Raw genomic sequence first — 17,622 nt, forward strand, 5'->3', positions numbered from 1 at the left:
CTGCCTCAGCTCGCCGACGCAGCTTTGGGAAGGATGTCGTTGGCGACCATTTCGCCGAACGGGCTCACATACCCGGCGCCCTTGGGCAGCTCGGGACGTTCGATATCCAAGTGGGGGAACAGCAATTCGGCGACGCGATACGACTCTTCCAGGTGTGGATAACCGGAGAAGATAAAGGTGTCGATGCCCAGCGCCGCGTATTCATTTACCCGCGCCGCCACGGTTGGGCCATCGCCCACCAGCGCAGTGCCGGCGCCGCCACGCACCAGGCCGACGCCGGCCCACAGGTTGGGGCTGACTTCGAGGTTGTCGCGGCTGCCGCCGTGCAAGGCCGCCATGCGCTGCTGGCCCACCGAGTCGAAGCGCGACAGCGAGGCCTGGGCGCGGGCGATGGTGTCGTCGTCCACATGGGAGATCAGTTTGTCGGCGGCCTGCCATGCCTCTTCGTTGGTTTCGCGCACGATCACATGCAGGCGGATACCGAAGCGCAAGGTGCGTCCGAGGTTCTCGGCCTTGGCCCGTACTTGCGCAATTTTCTCTGCAACGGCCGCCGGCGGCTCGCCCCAGGTCAGCACCATTTCCACTTGTTCGGCTGCCAGATCCTGGGCCGCTTCGGAGGAACCGCCAAAGTACAGCGGCGGACGCGGTTGCTGGATCGGCGGATAGAGCAACTTGGCACCTTTGACGCTGATGTGCTCGCCGTCGTAATCCACGGTTTCGCCTTCCAGCACGCGGCGCCAGATGCGGGTGAATTCCACCGAGGCCTGATAACGCTCTTCGTGGCTGAGGAACAAGCCATCGCCCGCCAGTTCTTCCGGGTCACCGCCGGTGACCAGGTTGAACAACGCACGCCCGCCGGACAGGCGGTCGAGGGTCGCAGCCTGACGCGCGGCCACCGTCGGCGAAATGATGCCGGGGCGCAGGGCGACGAGGAATTTCAAACGCTGGGTCACCGGGATCAGCGACGCCGCCACCAGCCACGAATCCTCGCAGGAACGCCCGGTGGGGATCAGTACCCCGCCGAAGCCCAGGCGATCAGCGGCCTGGGCCACTTGCTGCAAATAACCGTGATCAACGGCGCGAGCGCCTTCGGCGGTGCCAAGGTAATGGCCGTCGCCGTGGGTAGGCAGGAACCAGAAAATATTGAGGCTCATGGAGTTGTCTCCTGAAGTAGTCGGATTACGGCGCTTTGGCAACGGCGGCGGGTGGCGTCCAGATCACGTCCTTGATGCTCAAGGGTTTCGGGATCAATTTGAGTTGGTAGAAGGTGTCGGCGATTTTTTGCTGGGCGGCGACCACTTGCGGCGTGAGGAACAGCGCGCCGTAGCCTTGGCGTTTCACCGAGGTCAGGGTGATGTCAGCCGGCAGGCCGAGCAGCGGCGCGACTTGATCGGTGACTTCCTGCTGGTTGGCCTTGGACCATTCGCCCACGGCGCGCACTTCCTCGATCAGGGCCTTGACCACTTCCGGGTGTTTTTCCGCGTAAGGCTTGGTGGCCAGGTAGAACTGATGGTTGTCGGCGATGCCGGTGCCGTCACGCAGGGTGCGCGCTTGCAGTTGTTTCTCGGCGGCGGCCTGGTACGGGTCCCAGATCACCCAGGCGTCCACGCTGCCACGTTCGAACGCGGCACGAGCGTCGGCGGGCGGCAGGAAGACGGTCTGCACGTCGGTGTATTTAAGGCCCGCGTCTTCCAGCGCACGCACCAGCAGGTAGTGCACGTTGGAGCCTTTGTTGAGCACGATTTTCTTGCCCTTGAGCTCGGCCACCGATTTGATCGGCGAGTCTTTCGGCACCAGGATCGCTTCGCTGGTCGGCGCCGGCGGCTCGTAGGCGACGTAGAGCAGATCGGCGCCAGCCGCCTGGGCAAACACCGGTGGGGTTTCGCCGGTGACGCCAAAGTCGATGGAGCCGACGTTGAGGCCTTCAAGCAATTGCGGGCCGCCTGGGAACTCGGTCCACTGCACGTTCACGCCCTGGGCAGCGAGGCGCTTCTCCAGCGTGCCCTTGGCCTTGAGCAGCACCAGCGTGCCGTATTTCTGATAACCGATCCGCAGGGTCTCGGCGGCTTGGGCTTGAACAATGGCGCCGAAGGACACAGCCGCAGCAAACAGTGCGACCAGACCACGACGCAAGATGACAGTGCGCATGGCGCTCTCTCCAATCAATGCGTTTAGGGGGTTGGCTGCACCTGCTTGGCCGTTGGCGGCTGAGTAAGGTGAGTACTTCCAGGTTTCGATGTGGCTTAAATGCTCCAGCGAGCACTCAACAAACGTTCATTCAACAGATTCGGGTCCAGCGGTTTCGGGCGACGGGCCATGGCGCCGTAGAGCGTTTCCAGGGCCTCGTGCAAGCGCTGCTCGAGCACCGGCACCAACTGCGCCTGGGCGCTGCCTTCGGCGTAGGCGATCTGGCTGTCTTCGGCAAAGATGCCGTGGAGCAATTCCTGGGCCTTGAGCGCCGACAGCACCGGCTTCAAGGCGTAATCCACCGCGAGCATGTGGGCGATGCTGCCGCCGGTGGCCATTGGCAACACGATCTTGTGGGCCAGGGCGCGCTCGGGCAGCAGGTCGAGTACAGTCTTCAACGCACCGGAGAACGACGCCTTGTACACCGGCGTGGCAATCACCAGGCCATCGGCGTTGGCGACTTGCTGCAACAGGTCGATGACCTTGGGGCTGTCGAAGCGCGCGTGCAGCAAGTCTTCAGCCGGGAAGTCCCGTATCTGGTAACTCACCACTTCCACGCCTTTGTCTTGTAGCCACTGACGGGTTTTTTCCAGCAAGACCCCGGAGCGGGAACGCTGGCTGGGACTGCCTCCAAGTGTTACGACCAACATGCAGGAATTCCTTGAGCTAGTGCCGGCGGTTCGCTGTGTGGCGATGGCGCCAAGATGGGACAGACCATATCAGCAGATTTATATATCTTTAAATCTTATTTTTTCATGTGTTTATTCTTTAAATGCATATGGGCTGTATGAAACGCCGGGCGAAAAAAAAGGCCGTGGAAACGGCCTGAAAACCCCTGCATTGTGAGACGGGTCCTGCTTGATGGAGGTGGTGTCTGGACTGGCGCTATCGCGGGCAAGCCCGCTCCCACAGTTGACCGCATTCCCCTGTGGGAGCGGGCTTGCCCGCGATGGCGGTATCAGCGGTTAGGCTGAGGTGTCAGGCGCAGGTAAGGCTTCACTGCACGGTAACCCTTCGGAAAGCGCTTCTTGATCTCGTCCTCATCCTTGAGCGACGGCACGATCACCACTTCATCACCGTCCTGCCAGTTGGCCGGCGTGGCGACTTTGTAGTTGTCGGTAAGCTGCAACGAGTCGATCACCCGCAGGATTTCATGGAAGTTACGCCCGGTACTGGCCGGATAGGTAATGGTCAGGCGAATCTTCTTGTTCGGATCGATCACGAACAGCGAGCGCACGGTGAGGGTGTCACTGGCGTTCGGGTGGATCAGGTCGTAGAGGTCCGAGACTTTGCGATCGGCATCGGCCAGGATCGGGAAGTTGACGATCGTGTTCTGGGTTTCGTTGATGTCTTCGATCCACTTGTGGTGCGAATCCACCGGGTCGACGGACAGCGCGATGGCCCTGACGCCGCGCTTGGCGAACTCGTCCTTGAGCTTGGCGGTGAAGCCGAGTTCGGTGGTGCACACCGGAGTGAAATCCGCCGGATGGGAAAACAGCACGCCCCAGCTATCGCCCAGCCATTCGTGGAAACGAATCTTGCCGGCGCTGGAATCCTGTTCGAAGTCGGGGGCGATGTCGCCCAGTCTTAGGCTCATGGTGTGGCTCCTGGTGAGTGCTTATGGAGCCTACTGTGCATGGGTTGCAGATTATTTAAAAAGAATAAATATCTACTTATCTAGACGATAAAGGAATATTAAAAATCTGTTCATTGGACGCCACAACGGGCGAGGAGCACCATCCGCTGCAAGGTTCGAGAAGGCCTTGAGACGCTGTACAAAGAGGGGTTCAGGAAGGGCTTGCGGGGGTTTAGCCCGACTTGAAATGCAAGACACCTTGCCCGGCATCGCGCCGGGCAAGGTTTAACAACAGTCTTACAGGATCGGCAGGGTGTAGCTGACGATCAGACGGTTTTCGTCTTGGTTACGCTGGGAAGCCACGTCGGAACGCAGCGAAGCGTTTTTCCAGGCAACGCCCAGACCTTTGAAAGTGCCTTCCGGTACTACGTAGCCCAGGTTGAAGTCACGTTCCCACTCGCCTTTGTCACCGGTCGCAGTGGCAACGTTGTCGCCCTTGAGGTACATGACGGAAGTGGTCAGGCCTGGCAGGCCGACAGCAGCGAAGTCATAGGCGTACTGGGCCAACCAGGTGCGCTCGCCGGCACGTTGGAACTTGCCGATCTGCACGTCGGTGATCAGGTACGAGGAAGCACCGTCACCCTGGTTGAGGAACGGGAAGTCGCTCGTGCCGTTTACGCGCTGATAGCCGGCGCTGATCGCGTGGCCTTGCAGGGCGTAGGTGAACTTGGCGCTCCAGGTGCGGTTATCGACTTCACCGTTGTTCTGGTAGCCAGAAGCGCGGTAGCCGGCAACACGACCTTCCTGGCTGGCGTTCTTGCCATCGGAGTCACTGTTGAAGTAACGCAGGTCGGTCTTGAACACGCCCACTGGCAATGCCCAGTTGTGGGACAGGCCCAGGAAGTGCTGCTTGTAGAAGTCGGACAGGTTGCCGTAGTAGTACTGGGCAGTCAGGTCCTTGGTGATCTTGTAGTCACCACCGGCGTAGTAGAACTCGTTGCTGCGGGCGTTGGCGGTAGCGGTGCGGGTAGCGCCGTTGGAACCAGCGATGGTCAGCGAGTCGTTGTTCGACGAGTTACGGCCCTTGGCGTGTTCCAACTTACCGCCAACCAGGGTCAGGTTGTCGATGTCGTTGGAGGTGATCTGGCCACCTTCAAAGGTTTGTGGCAGCAGACGACCGTCGTTGGAGGTCACAACCGGCAGTTTTGGCTGCAGGGTGCCCAGCTTCAATTCAGTCTTGGAGATCTTGACCTTGCCGGTCAGGCCGATGCTGCCGAAATCGTTCACCGCACGACCGTCGCTGTCGCTTGGGAACACAATGCCGCCCTTGTTGGCGCTATTGTTGTTGTAGGCAGTGCCTTTACCGGAGTCCAGACGCACGCCGTACAGGCCAATGGCGTCAACACCAAAACCAACGGTGCCTTGGGTGTAGCCGGAAGCGAAGTTGAAGATGAAGCCTTGGCCCCATTCTTCTTGCTTGTTCGGCTTGGCGGTGCCGTCACGGTTGTCTTGGTTGATGTAGAAGTTGCGCGCAGTAACGCTCGCCTTGCTGTCTTCGATGAAACCGGCAGCGCCTGCTTGCTGGGCGATTGCGCCCAAAGCTACAGCCAAAGCCAAGGTGGACTTATTCATGTACCGCTCCTCTCATTTCTAATTTTTGTATTTCTTTGGTCTCGGGTCTGACGCCCTCGATCCACAGATGCGCGATTAGCACCGGATAGTGACTGACAAGTCAATCGTAACCTTGTGTGTCTACTACCTTCGTCTAACAGCAGTTAGATTTGGTCCCTGCAGGGTAATGAGTTTTTCATACACCCAAAAAGAATTGTTTCATTCTTTTTCATACGATTTGGGAATAAGCCTTTTCATGGCACGGAAGGGTCAGGGTAGACGCCCCGTTCCATAAGCTAATTCCTAAAGGGTATTTGTTAGCACTTTTTTAGATCGCTTAGTGTGGCCGTAGGGTTTCATACGTCACCCACGATCAAAAAGGCGACGCCATCATGGCCAAACGCGCATCCTCCCGTCAATTTGTTACAGTTTTTGTATCGCTTATATTTTTTTTGCTACCCAAGCCGTCGATTCAACACTGAACCGCGAGTTGTGACCGCTGTGCGCAATCTACCCATCGTCGCGCTTAACGTATCGGCGCAGATCAATACTTCTGAAGCATTGGCAAGGCGAGTGGACGGGCGGCGAAGTTCTTGAAGGAACAGGGGGAAGGTTGAGGGGGTGCTGCCGGATTATTCGGCCTTTGCGACCGACAACTTTATCCAAGAGTAAACGCGATTACCTGTGGGAGCTGGCTTGCCTGCGATTGCATCACCTCGGTCTTGCTGAAAGACCGAGTTGTCAGCATCGCAGGCAAGCCAGCTCCCACAGAAGCCAGGCCTGGGCTGGATCAGAGGGCCTTTTCGAAGATCTTCGAATTGCGCTGGTAGTTGTACAGCGACGCCCGCGCCGACGGCAGGCGGTCCACGCTGCTCGGCACAAAGCCCCGCTCGCGGAACCAGTGCGCAGTACGCGTCGTCAACACGAACAAGGTCTTCAAGCCCTGCGCCCGTGCACGGGTCTCGATGCGCTCCAGCAATACATCGCCGCGTGCGCCGTGGCGGTATTCGGGGTTCACCGCCAGGCACGCCAGCTCGCCCGCGTCCGAATCGGCGATCTGATACAGCGCCGCACAGGCGATGATCATGCCTTCACGCTCGACCACGCTGAACTGCTCGATCTCACGCTCCAGCACTTCCCGCGAACGGCGCACCAGAATGCCCTGCTCTTCCAGCGGGCTGATCAAATCCAGCAAACCGCCCACATCTTCGATGGCCGCTTCACGCACCTGCTCGAACTGTTCCTGGGCCACCAGCGTACCGCCGCCGTCCCGGGTGAACAGCTCGGTGAGCAGCGCGCCATCTTCGGCGTAGCTGACGATATGGCTGCGCCCTACCCCGCCACGGCACGCTTCGGCGGCGGCATCGAGCAGTTCGGCCTGGTAGTTGTTGCCCAGGCGTTGCAGGTGCGCCGGCACTTGTTGCGGGCGCAACTCACGCACCAGGCGGCCGTTTTCATCGATCAGACCCTTGTCTGCGCCAAACAGCAGCAGCTTGTCGGCACCCAGGTCGATGGCGGCGCGGGTGGCGACGTCTTCGCAGGCCAGGTTGAAGATCTCGCCGGTGGGCGAATAACCCAGCGGCGACAGCAGCACGATGGAGCGCTCGTCCAGCAGGCGGCCGATGCCCTTGCGGTCAACCCGGCGCACTTCGCCGGTGTGGTGGTAGTCCACGCCTTCCAGCACGCCGATCGGCCGCGCGGTTACCAGGTTGCCGCTGGCCACGCGCAGGCGCGAGCCCTGCATCGGCGACGAAGCCATGTCCATCGACAAGCGTGCTTCGATGGCGATCCGCAGGTGGCCGACCGCGTCGATCACGCACTCCAGCGTCGCTGCATCGGTGATGCGCAGGCCTTCGTGGTAAGCCGGGGTCAGGCCACGGGCTTCAAGACGGGTTTCGATTTGCGGGCGCGAACCGTGCACCAGCACAAGCCGCACGCCCAGGCTGTGGAGCAGCACCAGGTCGTGGACGATATTGCCGAAGTTGGGATGTTCCACACCATCGCCGGGCAACATGACCACAAAGGTGCAGTCGCGGTGGGCGTTGATGTAAGGAGAAGCGTGACGAAGCCAATTAACGTAGTCGGGCATAACACCTGGGCCTGTAATAAAAAGCAGCCGAAAAAGGATCATTCATGAAAGCGCACAGCGGGCTGATGGTTATCGTCGGAACAGGCTTGGCGACACGCTCACTCTCCTCAATATGGACGAACAGGCAGGGGTTAATTTATGCGGGTTTCAGGCAGTAATGTTCGATCAGTTCCCGCAATAGACGCACTGTAGGCGTCAAGCGTGACATTTCGAGGTACTCGCCCGGCTGGTGGGCGCAGGCGATATCGCCAGGGCCGAGCACCAGGGTTTCACAACCAAGGCGCTGAAGATAAGGCGCTTCGGTGCCGAACGCTACTGCTTCGGCACGATGACCGGTCAAACGTTCCGCAACCCGCACCAGTTCAGCGTCTTCAGGCTGTTCGAACGGCGGCACTTCGGGGAACAGCGGCGCGTAGTCGATCTGCACCTGATGGCGCTCGGCCAGGGGTTCGAGCTTCTGGCGGATCGCAGCGCGCAACACCTCGGGGTCCATGCCCGGCAGCGGGCGCAGGTCGAACTCCAGGGAGCACTGGCCGCAGATGCGGTTGGGGTTGTCGCCACCATGGATGCAGCCGAAGTTCATCGTCGGCTGCGGCACGCTGAACTGCGGGTTGCGATATTGGCCCTGCCACACCTGGCGCAAACCGCGCAGTTCGCTGATGGCATCGTGCATGGCTTCCAGGGCGCTGTGGCCCAGGCTCGGGTCCGACGAATGGCCGCTGCGGCCGAGGATGTCGATGCGCTCCATCATCACGCCTTTATGCAGGCGGATCGGCTTGAGGCCGGTGGGCTCGCCGATCACCGCCGCACGGCCCAGCGGGCGCCCGGCTTCGGCCAGCGCGCGGGCGCCGGACATGGAGCTTTCTTCATCGCAAGTGGCGAGGATCAGCAACGGTTGCTTGAACGGCTGATCCAGCAGCGGCAGCACGGCTTCAATCGCCAGCGCGAAAAAGCCCTTCATGTCGCAGCTGCCCAATCCCACCCAGCGGCCGTCAACTTCCGTCAGTTTGAGGGGATCGGTCTTCCACAGCGCCGCATCATAGGGAACGGTATCGCTATGCCCCGCCAGCACCAGGCCGCCGGGGCCGCTGCCAAAGCTGGCGAGCAGGTTGAACTTGCCGGGGCTGACTTGCTGGATGTCGATGGCAAAACCCAGGTCCCCCAGCCAACTGGCGAGCAAATCGATCACGGGGCGGTTGGTCTGGTCGAGAGACGCCTGGGTGCAACTGACCGACGGCGCGGCAATCAATGCGGCGAACTGCTCTTTCATAGACGGTAATGGCATGCGCGGTCTCTCAACTTCCCGGATGAAGCCCACTATAGAGCCATCTGCACGACACAATAAACCGTTGCGGCGCGTTGCCGGGCTCAGTCCTGTACACTGCACGGCCTTGGCAGCCACTCTTTTTCCCGGCTGCGCTCCCGATCCTGGATTTTCCGGCCATGCAGAAAGAAACCGAAATCAAGCTCCGCGTCAGCCGCGAAACCCTCGCCGCGCTGCGTGAGCACCCGCTACTGAAAAAACGCAACAAAAGTGGCTGGGAACGCCGTGAGTTGATGAACCAGTATTTCGACACCCCCGAGCGCGACCTGGCCCAGGCCAAAGTCGCCCTGCGCCTGCGCAAGGACGGTGACGAGATCATCCAGACCCTCAAGACCCGTGGCCAGAGCGTCGCCGGCTTGTCGGAACGCAACGAGTACAACTGGGACCTGGCCAAAGCCAAGCTCGACGTGAAGAAACTCGACGGCGAATGCTGGCCCGAGCAACTGGCCGAGCTGGACAAAAAGACCCTCAAGCCAATCTTCACCACCGACTTCGTGCGTGAACGCGCCGAGATCGCCTGGGGCCGTGGCAAGGCCAAGGTGGTGATCGAAGCCGCCCTGGACCTGGGCCACGTTGTGGTCGGCAAGCAGAAAGAAGAAATCTGCGAGCTGGAACTGGAACTGCGCGAAGGTGAACCGGCCGCCCTGCTGGAACTGGCCGCCGAACTGGCCGCGACCCTGGCGCTGATGCCGTGCGACATCAGCAAGGCCGAGCGCGGCTACCGCCTGTATGACGCCAGCAGCTACTCCCTGAGCCTGCCGGCGCCGCAGATCCACGCCGAAATGCCGCTGGACGACGCCTTCGCCGCGATCATGTGGCACCTGCTCGGCAGCAGCCAGCGCCTGGCCGAGCAATACCGTTTCAATGGCCACTGGCGCCTGCTGCAAGACTGGGTCGAGAACCTCGGCGAACTGCGCGCCCTGATCGGCAGCCTCGGCCAGGCCGCACCGCGCCAATCCACCAGCGAACTGCGCAGCGCCCTGGATGCCCTGCTGGAAGACTGGCGCCCGCTGGTGCAAGCCGGTGATGACGACGAAGACATCCGCAAAGCCGCCCCCGAGCAATTCGTTGAAGAATTGGACGACGTGCGCTGGGGCCTGTTCTCACTGAACACTTCGCGCTGGCTGCTGGCCCGCACCTGGACCGCCGAACGCAACGTGCGCGGCAACCGCCAGGGCGCAGCGCAAATCACCAACTGGCTGCCGCGCCTGCTGGCCGACGACGCCGTCGCCCTGCAACTGCCGCGCTACCAGCAACAGCCGGAAGACCTGGCTGAGCAACTGCCGCGCATCGAACGCATCCAGGCGTGGCTGCACCATGCTCGCCACGTAGTGGATATCCCGGAAATGGACCGCTTGTACGGCGAGCTGAACAAGCTGGCGCAACTGGCCAACCAGCCGATTACCGATGAGTCGCTGGATGCGCGTATGCACCAGGCGATTGCGGTGTATCAGAACCGGGCGTGGAAGACCTTGTTGCGTTTGTAAGGACGCTATCGCGGCGGTGCGACGATTCGACAAGCCCGCTCCCACATTTGACTGCATTCCAGAGTTGGAACGCGGTCAAGGTGGGAGCGGGCTTGCCCGCGATGAGGCCAGCCCAATCAGCGCAATACTGGCAAGCTAGTGGTGGACTTGATCTCCGACAACGCCACAATCGAATTGACCTCCTGAATCCCCGGCACCATCGACAACTTCTCAAAGAAAAACCGCTCGTACGCCTCGATATCCGCCGTGACGATACGCAGCAGAAAATCCACCGCCCCCATCAGCACATAACACTCCAAGACTTCTGGAAACCCGCGAATCGCGTCGGTGAATTCAGTGAAGTTGGAGCGCCCGTGAGCGTTGAGTTTGACCTCGGCGAAGATCTGCGTGTTGAGGCCGATCTTCTTGCGATCCAGCAGCGTCACCTGTGCGCGAATCACGCCCTCTTCCTTGAGCCGCTGGATCCGCCGCCAGCACGGCGACTGGGACAGGCCGACCTGTTCAGCGATCTGCGCACTGGAGAGCGAGGCATCCTCCTGCAGCAAGGCCAGGATGCGGCGGTCGTAGGCGTCCAGCTCGCTGTGCATATAAATACCTTCTATGGTGCTTTTATTGAATTGAATGATTCGATATTTCGAAATACTGGCTCATCTTAGATAAGAAATCTCCGTTGGCGAATGTAAAAATTTCTCCCGTCGAATCTGGAGAATTCCCATGCACGCCGTCGAAACCACTCACTCCGTCACCCGCGTCGATGCGTGGGCCGTCAACAGCGCCCATTGCCAGGCGCATTACCAGATCGTCGCCGAAGCGGAGCCGGATGTGCTGTGCCGGGTGCTCAACTATTTCGCCCTGCAATGCCTCACCCCACAGCAGGTGACGGTGAACCGCGAACAGGACCTGCTGACGATCGACATCACTCTGGACGGCCTGAGTTGGCACCGTGCCCAGGTGATCGGTGAAAAGATTCGAAACCTGATCAGCGTGTGTTCGCTGGAACTGTGGCCGGCTGATGCCGTGCGGGCTGCGGCGCTGGTGGCGGCGGCTCAGTAAAAGTCTGCAATACACCCTGGGAGGAAGATTTTTCGGGGCTGACTAGCCTGGGATTACGTCCAACACCTCCCAGGAAAACCTTGATGCCTGCTGATCAGCGATTGGAATTGCTGCCGTTGTTGCCGCCCTTGATCGACGCGGGGCTGGTGACTGCCGATATGGCAAAGCGCCTGTCTGCGCTTGCGCCCAGCCACACCCAGCACCCCCTGGAAAGCATCGCTGCCCTGGGGCCGTCGCTGGAAAGCCTGACCCAATGGCTGGCTGGACACGCCGGGCAACCGTATTGGCGCATCGACCCGCTGAAGATCGACGTGGCGACCATCGTGCCATTGATGTCCCACGCCTTCGCCCAACGCCACGCCATTCTTGCCGTGGCGGTGGATGCGCACACCGTCACCATCGCCAGCGCCCAGCCATTCGTCACCGGTTGGGAAGCGGGGTTGGCCCAGGTCCTCAAGCGCTCGATCAAGCGCGTGGTGGCCAATCCCCAGGACATCCAGCGCTGCATCGGTGAGTTTTATCGGCTGGCGCAGTCCGTCAGCGGCGCCGATCAAAAGATGGCTGCACCGGGCCCTTTCGAACTGCTCAACCTCGGCGCCAGCGACCAGGAGCCCGACGCCAACGACGCCCATATCGTCAATATCGTCGACTGGCTGTTGCAGTACGCCTTTGCCCAGCGCGCCAGCGATATCCATATAGAACCGGGCGGTGAACTGGGCCGCGTGCGCTTGCGCATCGATGGGCTGCTGCACGACGTGTACCAATTTCCGCAGCAGGTGACGATGGCGGTCGTCAGTCGCCTGAAAAGCCTGGGCCGGATGAACGTGGCGGAAAAACGCAAACCCCAGGACGGTCGGGTCAAGACCAAGGGCCCAACGGGCACCGAGGTTGAACTGCGCCTCTCGACCCTGCCCACCGCGTTCGGCGAGAAACTGGTGATGCGCATCTTCGACCCCCAGGTGCTGCTCAAGGACTTCGACCAGTTGGGCTTATCCACCGAGGACCAACGGCGCTGGCACACCATGACGCACCAGGCCCACGGCATCATCCTGGTCACCGGCCCGACCGGTTCCGGCAAGACCAGCACGCTCTACACCACGCTCAAGCAACTGGCGACCCGCGAGGTCAACCTGTGCACCGTGGAAGACCCTATCGAGATGGTCGAACCGGCGTTCAACCAGATGCAGGTCCAGCACAATATCGACCTGACCTTCGCCAGCGGCATCCGCGCCCTGCTGCGCCAGGACCCGGACATCATCATGATCGGCGAGATCCGCGACCAGGAAACCGCAGAAATGGCGATCCAGGCAGCACTGACCGGGCACCTGGTGCTGGCCACCCTGCACACCAACGACGCACCCAGTGCAGTCGCCCGTTTGCAGGAGCTGGGAATTGCTCATTATTTGATCAGGGCTACCCTTATAGGAGTGATGGCGCAACGCTTGGTAAGGCTGTTGTGCCCCCACTGCAAACGCATGCGCGAAGGCGCCCATGAGGCCGTTGGCTGCGGGGAATGTCGAAACAGTGGTTACCGGGGACGTGCCGGCGTCTATGAAATCATGGTGCTGGACGAACACCTCAAGGCGTTGATCACCCCCGGCGCCGACGTGCAGGCCTTGCGCCAGAGCGCGATGGCCCAAGGCATGTGCAGCCTGCGCATGGCCGCCACGGAAAAGGCCAGCGCCGGCCTGACAACAGTGGCCGAAGTGTTGCGGGTCACACCCGGGGATTCAGAAACAAATCCTTTGATTGTTGCGGCGTGAAACCGTTTTTATCGGTGACAACACCGTTACACTCCGCTCACTGACAACATCGGATAGGGAATCGCTATGCAGATCGGAACCGTACTGCTTATTTTCGTGGGCTTGGCCGTGGCCTTGCTCATCATGGGCTTCAAGGTGGTGCCCCAGGGCTACCAATGGACGGTCGAGCGTTTCGGCCGCTACACCAACACCCTCAAGCCCGGCCTGAACATCATCATCCCGGTCATGGACCGCATCGGTCGCAAGATCAACGTGATGGAAAGCGTGCTGGATATCCCGCCACAGGAAGTCATCACCGCCGACAACGCCACCGTGCAGATCGACGCCGTGTGCTTCTTCCAGGTGGTCAATACCGCCCAGGCCGCCTACGAGGTCAACAACCTCGAACACGCCATCCGCAACCTGCTGCAAACCAATATCCGTACCGTCCTCGGCTCCATGGAACTGGATGCGATGCTCAGCCAGCGTGACGGCATCAACGAGAAACTGCTGCGTACCGTCGATGAAGCCACCGCGCCATGGGGCATCAAGATCACCCGGATCGAAATCAAGGACATCAGCCCGCCAGCAGACCTGATGGCCGCCATGTCCGGCCAGATGAAAGCCGAGCGGATCAAGCGTGCACAGATTCTCGAAGCCGAAGGCCTGCGGGCGTCGGCGATCCTGACGGCCGAAGGCAAGAAGCAGGCGCAGATCCTGGAGGCCGAAGGCAGCCGCCAGGCAGCATTCCTCGAATCCGAAGCCCGTGAGCGTCAGGCCGAAGCCGAAGCGCGCGCGACACAAGTAGTGTCGGAGGCAATTGCTTCGGGCAACGTGCAGGCGGTCAACTATTTCGTCGCGCAAAAATACATCGACGCCCTCGGCAAGCTGGCCTCGGCCAACAACAGCAAGGTGATCCTGATGCCGCTGGAAGCCAGCCAGGTGATCGGCGCGGTCGGCGGTATCGGCGAGATCGTCAAGGCGACCTTCGACAGCAAGAAAGGCTGAGGCGACCACCATGTGGGATTTCCTGCAGCATCTGTCGTTTTGGGATTGGCTGGCACTGGGCACGGTGCTGCTGATTCTTGAGGTCTTCGGCGCCGGCGGTTACCTGTTGTGGATGGGTATCGCAGCGGCGGCCGTGGGTGTGATCAAGTTCCTGGTGCCGTCCCTGGGGCTGGAATGGCAACTGCTGCTGTTCGCGGTGCTGTCGTTACTGACGGCAGTGGGCTGGTGGAAGCGCCTGCGCAGCAGCGCCAGGCCCAGCGACCAGCCCGGGCTGAATGAACGGGGTTCGGAGCTTGTCGGCCGTGTCTTTGTGGTGCATCAGCCGATTATCGATGGCCGGGGCAAGGTCAAGGTCGGCGATGGCGTATGGATGGTGACCGGTCCTGACAGCCCTGCAGGCGCTCAAGTCCGGGTGGTTGGCCAGGACGGGGTGATTTTAAAGGTTGAAACTGTTTAGTCACTGATGGAACTCGGGAGGCCTGACTACAATCATAAAGTACAGATAACCACCCGGAGTCACCCATCATGCGTCTCAAATATGCAGTCGCAACCCTCGCTGTGCTTTCCCTCCCTGTCGGTTCAGCCATGGCCGACAGTTTCTGGCGCAATGTCATCTCGTCGGGCGCCACTACTGGCTCGACGTACCTGACCTTCAAGGAGCACAAGCTGGTGGTCGCTGCGCAAGATGACGCGGGCAGCTTTGTTGCCAGCGACGGCGGCATTCGTGGCCCGTACCTGGAAGCCGCGATGCAGAAAGTCCGCGCCGACAACCCTGGCCTGCAGGCCACGGACATGGAGCTGGCCAACGCCATCCTCGCGAAAAATGCCGTCACCGAGTAATACTCGGCCCATAAAGAATGCCGCTTTTAAGCGGCATTCTTATATTCGTTCTTACAGCCATCAGTGCTGATAACTACACATACATTCTGCTTTTCGCCAACTGATCGAGATAGGTCCTGTCGTGACAGGCAGGGGCCAGATCACAAGCTATGGATTCCTTTTATACAAAGCGAATCACTGCCCATGCAAAAGCTTGTCTACGCAATACTTCTCGCGACATTCACAACCTCTCACGCGCAAGCAGAAAGCTGGTACGGCTCGGCAAAACTCAACAGCGCCCGCCAAAGCCTCTCGAGTGCGTTACTGACCAGCCCCCGCGTCACCGAGCGAGTGCAAGCCCCCGATAGCACCAAGTCACTCGTCGCCTCGTTTGCAGTGGGTTATGCCTTTACCGATGGCTGGCGTATGGAAGGGGAATACACGATGCCAAACAGCTCCGCGTTCAAATCCTACTGGGCGCCCTTCAATGCCAACGTCAACAACCTGCAGGTCAACAGCCAGCGCTTGATGCTCAATGGCTACAAAGACATTCCGATCAACCATTGGTTATCGTTTTACGGCATGGCTGGGATGGGGGTTGCACGGATTGAGGCCAAGGGCTACCAAACCATTGATACCCGCCGTTTCGCCAATAACCGCCAGCATAATTTCGCCTACAGTGTGGGCATGGGCCTGGAGGCCAAGGCCAACGAACAACTCACCCTGGGCGCCGGATACCGATACGTCGCCATGGGCGATGTAGAAACCGGCTACAACACCTTCGCCAATCGAATAAATGCCCGGGATGAACAGCTCAAAGGCAAACTCAAGGAGCAGAATGTGTTTCTGGAGGCACGTTTGTCCTTCTGACTTGCCAAAGGGAATGCCGCTCATCAAGCGGCATTTCCATCGTCACCATGACGATTCATTCACGGGCGACAGGCTATATTCAGTCGAGCCGTGCAACCATGCCGGTTCTGATAAGCCTTTTCTCATCGCCAATCTGAAACGGATGCCTTCGTCGTCATGAGCCAACAGCCCTTCCTGCCGTTTTCCAAACCCACCATCGACGAAGCCACTATCTCGGCAGTCGGCGATGTACTGCGCTCGGGCTGGATCACCAGCGGGCCGAAAGTGCAGGCATTCGAAGCCCAGCTGTCGGAATATTTCGGCGGCCGGCCGGTGCGCACCTTCAACTCGGGCACCTGCACCATGGAGATCGCCCTGCGCATCGCCGGGATCGGCCCGGGCGATGAAGTCATCACCACGCCAATCTCCTGGGTCGCCACGGCCAATGTGATCCTGGAAGTGGGTGCTACGCCGGTGTTTGCCGATATCGACCCGGTCACCCGCAATATCGACCTGGCTCAGGTCGAAGCGGCAATCACGCCGCGCACCAAGGCAATCATCCCGGTTTACCTGGCTGGCCTGCCGCTGGATATGCCAATGCTTTACGCGCTGGCCAACAAGTACAACCTGCGCATCGTCGAAGACGCCGCCCAGGCCCTGGGCTCCAGCTGGGATGGCGAACGCATCGGTGCCACCGGGGACTTCGTGTCGTTCAGCTTCCAGGCGAACAAGAACATCACCTCTTCCGAGGGCGGCTGCCTGGTATTGAACAATGCCGAAGAAGCGCGCCTGGCCGAGAAGTATCGCCTGCAAGGCGTGTCCCGCACCGGCTTCGACGGCCTGGATGTGGATGTGTTGGGCGGCAAGTTCAACATGACCGATATCGCGGCGGCGATCGGCCTGGGGCAGTTCGCCCATATCGAGAAGATCACCGCCCATCGCCAGAACCTGGCGCGGCATTACTTCGATTGCTTCGGCAGCGACTTCGAAGAACAGTACGGCGCACAACTGCCGCCGGCGGATTTCGAAAACAGCAACTGGCACCTGTTCCAACTGGTGCTGCCGGAGCGTCAGGACGGCCTGCCGGCCCGCGCCACCTTCATGGAACAGATGCAAGCCCACGGCGTCGGCATTGGCTATCACTACCCGCCGATCCACCTGCTCAGCCTTTATCGGGCACAGGGGTTCAAGGAAGGCATGTTCCCGGTAGCGGAAAAGGTTGGGCGTTTGATCGTGTCGTTGCCGATGTTCACGGCGATGACCGAGGCGGATGTGGAGCGGTCGGTGGCGGCAGTCAAAGCCGTACTGAAAGCGAACTGAAAACTCTGGCTCACCCCAATCAAATGTGGGAGCTGGCTTGCCTGCGATAGCATCACTGCGGGGTAACTAATACACCGAGGTATCTGCATCGCAGGCAAGCCAGCTCCCACAGGGGTTACTGCTGTTTCTACTGCCAGCGTTTACTCGCCGATGGCAGCCTTGTAGCCAGCAGCATCCAGCAGTTTTTCCAGGTCAGCCGGGTTGCTTGGCTTGAGCTTGAAGATCCAGGCGCCATACGGATCGGAGTTCAGCAGCTCAGGCTCGCCGCTCAGGGCCTCGTTCACCGCAATCACTTCGCCAGCCACTGGCGAGTAGATATCCGAAGCGGCCTTCACCGACTCAACCACACCCGCCTGATCCGCTGCGGCAAACACGTTGCCCACTTCGGTCAGCTCGACAAACACCACATCCCCCAACGCTTCCTGGGCATGGTCGGAGATACCCACGGTCACGGTGCCGTCAGCTTCCAGACGGGCCCATTCGTGACTTTCGGCAAAACGCAGGTCGGCAGGGATATCGCTCATAGTCTGTGTCCTCAAGAAGTAATGTCAGCGGCC

General features: G+C 60.3%; 17 protein-coding genes and 1 pseudogene. 9 read left to right on the forward strand and 9 right to left on the reverse strand.

Features of this window, described 5'->3' with window-relative positions; translation table 11 throughout:
- Positions 1–5: 5 nt before the first annotated feature.
- The 5 genes from ssuD to B348_RS0126495 all read right to left on the reverse strand — a co-directional run bounded on the left by ssuD (position 6) and on the right by B348_RS0126495 (position 5,395).
- Positions 6–1,154: an FMNH2-dependent alkanesulfonate monooxygenase gene (gene ssuD / locus B348_RS0126475; protein WP_017739046.1), complete on the reverse strand. Its 1,149-nt coding sequence runs from the start codon at positions 1,152–1,154 to the stop codon at positions 6–8.
- A gap of 25 nt (positions 1,155–1,179) precedes the next feature.
- Positions 1,180–2,148 (reverse strand): sulfonate ABC transporter substrate-binding protein, encoded by a 969-nt coding sequence (locus B348_RS0126480; protein ID WP_017739047.1) that lies wholly within the window; start codon positions 2,146–2,148, stop codon positions 1,180–1,182.
- A gap of 95 nt (positions 2,149–2,243) precedes the next feature.
- The gene (gene ssuE / locus B348_RS0126485) at positions 2,244–2,837 is read right to left on the reverse strand and encodes an NADPH-dependent FMN reductase (protein WP_017739048.1); all 594 of its coding nucleotides are present in this window, start codon (positions 2,835–2,837) and stop codon (positions 2,244–2,246) included.
- A 308-nt stretch (positions 2,838–3,145) separates the two neighbouring features.
- On the reverse strand, positions 3,146–3,784 hold the full coding sequence (locus B348_RS0126490) for a peroxiredoxin (RefSeq protein WP_017739049.1): 639 nt from the start codon (positions 3,782–3,784) through the stop codon (positions 3,146–3,148).
- 276 nt (positions 3,785–4,060) lie between these two features.
- Positions 4,061–5,395, reverse strand: coding sequence for an OprD family porin (locus B348_RS0126495; RefSeq protein WP_017739050.1), 1,335 nt, complete (start codon positions 5,393–5,395; stop codon positions 4,061–4,063).
- 545 nt (positions 5,396–5,940) lie between these two features.
- On the opposite strand from B348_RS0126495, the pseudogene tauA reads away from it, so the two are divergent.
- Positions 5,941–6,046: pseudogene (gene tauA, locus B348_RS1000000132320) on the forward strand (taurine ABC transporter substrate-binding protein); the annotation flags it as partial.
- Positions 6,047–6,164: 118 nt separating this feature from the next.
- Here the strand turns inward: tauA and argA are convergent.
- Together argA and argE are read right to left on the reverse strand one after the other, a co-directional pair.
- A complete protein-coding gene (argA, locus tag B348_RS0126500) occupies positions 6,165–7,463 on the reverse strand; it encodes an amino-acid N-acetyltransferase (protein WP_026137088.1) in 1,299 nt (432 codons plus the stop codon).
- 136 nt (positions 7,464–7,599) lie between these two features.
- Entirely contained in the window at positions 7,600–8,748 is a 1,149-nt protein-coding gene (argE, locus tag B348_RS0126505; protein ID WP_026137089.1) for an acetylornithine deacetylase, read from the reverse strand.
- 158 nt (positions 8,749–8,906) lie between these two features.
- Here argE and B348_RS0126510 point away from each other — a divergent pair, with 158 nt between their 5' ends.
- The gene (locus tag B348_RS0126510; RefSeq protein WP_017739053.1) at positions 8,907–10,274 is read left to right on the forward strand and encodes an inorganic triphosphatase; all 1,368 of its coding nucleotides are present in this window, start codon (positions 8,907–8,909) and stop codon (positions 10,272–10,274) included.
- Between the two features lie 116 nt (positions 10,275–10,390).
- Here B348_RS0126510 and B348_RS0126515 read toward each other — a convergent pair whose 3' ends face one another.
- A complete protein-coding gene (locus tag B348_RS0126515; RefSeq protein ID WP_017739054.1) occupies positions 10,391–10,861 on the reverse strand; it encodes an Lrp/AsnC family transcriptional regulator in 471 nt (156 codons plus the stop codon).
- Positions 10,862–10,988: 127 nt separating this feature from the next.
- Here B348_RS0126515 and B348_RS0126520 point away from each other — a divergent pair, with 127 nt between their 5' ends.
- The 7 genes from B348_RS0126520 to B348_RS0126550 all read left to right on the forward strand — a co-directional run bounded on the left by B348_RS0126520 (position 10,989) and on the right by B348_RS0126550 (position 17,065).
- The gene (locus B348_RS0126520) at positions 10,989–11,327 is read left to right on the forward strand and encodes a hypothetical protein (protein ID WP_017739055.1); all 339 of its coding nucleotides are present in this window, start codon (positions 10,989–10,991) and stop codon (positions 11,325–11,327) included.
- Positions 11,328–11,410: 83 nt separating this feature from the next.
- Complete coding sequence (locus B348_RS0126525; protein WP_017739056.1) at positions 11,411–13,090, forward strand: GspE/PulE family protein; 1,680 nt, start codon at positions 11,411–11,413, stop codon at positions 13,088–13,090.
- 66 nt (positions 13,091–13,156) lie between these two features.
- Positions 13,157–14,077 carry an SPFH domain-containing protein gene (locus B348_RS0126530; RefSeq protein ID WP_017739057.1) on the forward strand — a complete coding sequence of 307 codons (921 nt, stop codon included), beginning with the start codon at positions 13,157–13,159 and terminating at the stop codon, positions 14,075–14,077.
- 10 nt (positions 14,078–14,087) lie between these two features.
- Positions 14,088–14,534 (forward strand): NfeD family protein, encoded by a 447-nt coding sequence (locus tag B348_RS0126535; RefSeq protein ID WP_017739058.1) that lies wholly within the window; start codon positions 14,088–14,090, stop codon positions 14,532–14,534.
- Between the two features lie 68 nt (positions 14,535–14,602).
- The gene (locus B348_RS0126540) at positions 14,603–14,917 is read left to right on the forward strand and encodes a DUF2388 domain-containing protein (protein ID WP_026137090.1); all 315 of its coding nucleotides are present in this window, start codon (positions 14,603–14,605) and stop codon (positions 14,915–14,917) included.
- A gap of 183 nt (positions 14,918–15,100) precedes the next feature.
- Positions 15,101–15,766, forward strand: a complete 666-nt coding sequence (locus B348_RS0126545; protein WP_026137091.1) for an outer membrane protein — start codon at positions 15,101–15,103, stop codon at positions 15,764–15,766.
- A gap of 156 nt (positions 15,767–15,922) precedes the next feature.
- Positions 15,923–17,065 carry a DegT/DnrJ/EryC1/StrS aminotransferase family protein gene (locus B348_RS0126550; RefSeq protein ID WP_017739061.1) on the forward strand — a complete coding sequence of 381 codons (1,143 nt, stop codon included), beginning with the start codon at positions 15,923–15,925 and terminating at the stop codon, positions 17,063–17,065.
- 140 nt (positions 17,066–17,205) lie between these two features.
- Here the strand turns inward: B348_RS0126550 and gcvH are convergent, their stop codons facing one another.
- A complete protein-coding gene (gene gcvH, locus B348_RS0126555) occupies positions 17,206–17,589 on the reverse strand; it encodes a glycine cleavage system protein GcvH (protein WP_017739062.1) in 384 nt (127 codons plus the stop codon).
- Between the last annotated feature and the right edge of the window lie 33 nt (positions 17,590–17,622).

The organism is Pseudomonas sp. CBZ-4 (genome assembly GCF_000346755.1).
In the GTDB taxonomy this organism is placed as follows: domain Bacteria; phylum Pseudomonadota; class Gammaproteobacteria; order Pseudomonadales; family Pseudomonadaceae; genus Aquipseudomonas.

What these genes read in the sequence shown, in the direction of transcription:
- ssuD (WP_017739046.1), bottom strand. Translation starts at nt 1,154, where the DNA reads ATGAGCCTCAATATTTTCTGGTTCCTGCCTACCCACGGCGACGGCCAT.
- B348_RS0126480 (WP_017739047.1), bottom strand. Translation starts at nt 2,148, where the DNA reads ATGCGCACTGTCATCTTGCGTCGTGGTCTGGTCGCACTGTTTGCTGCG.
- ssuE (WP_017739048.1), bottom strand. Translation starts at nt 2,837, where the DNA reads ATGTTGGTCGTAACACTTGGAGGCAGTCCCAGCCAGCGTTCCCGCTCC.
- B348_RS0126490 (WP_017739049.1), bottom strand. Translation starts at nt 3,784, where the DNA reads ATGAGCCTAAGACTGGGCGACATCGCCCCCGACTTCGAACAGGATTCC.
- B348_RS0126495 (WP_017739050.1), bottom strand. Translation starts at nt 5,395, where the DNA reads ATGAATAAGTCCACCTTGGCTTTGGCTGTAGCTTTGGGCGCAATCGCC.
- argA (WP_026137088.1), bottom strand. Translation starts at nt 7,463, where the DNA reads ATGCCCGACTACGTTAATTGGCTTCGTCACGCTTCTCCTTACATCAAC.
- argE (WP_026137089.1), bottom strand. Translation starts at nt 8,748, where the DNA reads ATGCCATTACCGTCTATGAAAGAGCAGTTCGCCGCATTGATTGCCGCG.
- B348_RS0126510 (WP_017739053.1), top strand. Translation starts at nt 8,907, where the DNA reads ATGCAGAAAGAAACCGAAATCAAGCTCCGCGTCAGCCGCGAAACCCTC.
- B348_RS0126515 (WP_017739054.1), bottom strand. Translation starts at nt 10,861, where the DNA reads ATGCACAGCGAGCTGGACGCCTACGACCGCCGCATCCTGGCCTTGCTG.
- B348_RS0126520 (WP_017739055.1), top strand. Translation starts at nt 10,989, where the DNA reads ATGCACGCCGTCGAAACCACTCACTCCGTCACCCGCGTCGATGCGTGG.
- B348_RS0126525 (WP_017739056.1), top strand. Translation starts at nt 11,411, where the DNA reads ATGCCTGCTGATCAGCGATTGGAATTGCTGCCGTTGTTGCCGCCCTTG.
- B348_RS0126530 (WP_017739057.1), top strand. Translation starts at nt 13,157, where the DNA reads ATGCAGATCGGAACCGTACTGCTTATTTTCGTGGGCTTGGCCGTGGCC.
- B348_RS0126535 (WP_017739058.1), top strand. Translation starts at nt 14,088, where the DNA reads ATGTGGGATTTCCTGCAGCATCTGTCGTTTTGGGATTGGCTGGCACTG.
- B348_RS0126540 (WP_026137090.1), top strand. Translation starts at nt 14,603, where the DNA reads ATGCGTCTCAAATATGCAGTCGCAACCCTCGCTGTGCTTTCCCTCCCT.
- B348_RS0126545 (WP_026137091.1), top strand. Translation starts at nt 15,101, where the DNA reads ATGCAAAAGCTTGTCTACGCAATACTTCTCGCGACATTCACAACCTCT.
- B348_RS0126550 (WP_017739061.1), top strand. Translation starts at nt 15,923, where the DNA reads ATGAGCCAACAGCCCTTCCTGCCGTTTTCCAAACCCACCATCGACGAA.
- gcvH (WP_017739062.1), bottom strand. Translation starts at nt 17,589, where the DNA reads ATGAGCGATATCCCTGCCGACCTGCGTTTTGCCGAAAGTCACGAATGG.